Origin of the sequence: Bartonella sp. AA23NXGY, from assembly GCF_042197165.1 — a bacterium.
GTDB lineage: Bacteria > Pseudomonadota > Alphaproteobacteria > Rhizobiales > Rhizobiaceae > Bartonella.
Genome location: NZ_JBHIRO010000118.1, coordinates 1 through 516 on the forward strand (window position 1 = coordinate 1; position 516 = coordinate 516).

The 516-nt window shown below is 37.4% G+C and carries 1 pseudogene; it reads left to right on the plus strand.

The window, feature by feature from the left end:
• Positions 1 to 516 (plus strand): annotated as a pseudogene (locus ACFINY_RS09985) (hypothetical protein); the annotation flags it as partial.

The window sequence follows — 516 nt, forward strand, 5'->3', positions numbered from 1 at the left end:
TCAAAATACATCACAATATTTTGGTGGTGGTGCAGATGTATCTAATGGTAAAGCACCAACTTACACAATTCAGGGTAATTCTCATAATGATGTTGGTTCTGCTTTTAATGCTGTTGATACTTCTATCACGAATATCCAAAATCAGATTACGAATGCGACAAAAAATAGCCTCGTTAAGCAGGAAGGAGATGCAGGTACTATTACCATTGGTGTGACAACAGGGGGTACAGAAATTAATGTTGCAAACAAATCTGGTGAAGCTCGTACAATTTCTGGTGTGAAGGCAGCTGTGAATGGTAATGAAGCTGTTAACAAAGCTCAGCTTGATAAAAGTATAGAGAAGATTTCTAATGATATTAATCTTACAAGTGCTGCTGCAGTTCTCTATGATAAAGAAAACGATACCGTTAATTATAATAGCATAACTTTGGGTGGTGATAAGACTACAGCACCCGTTTCCCTCCATAATGTTAAAGATGGGAAAATTGCTGAAGATTCGCATGATGCGATCAATGG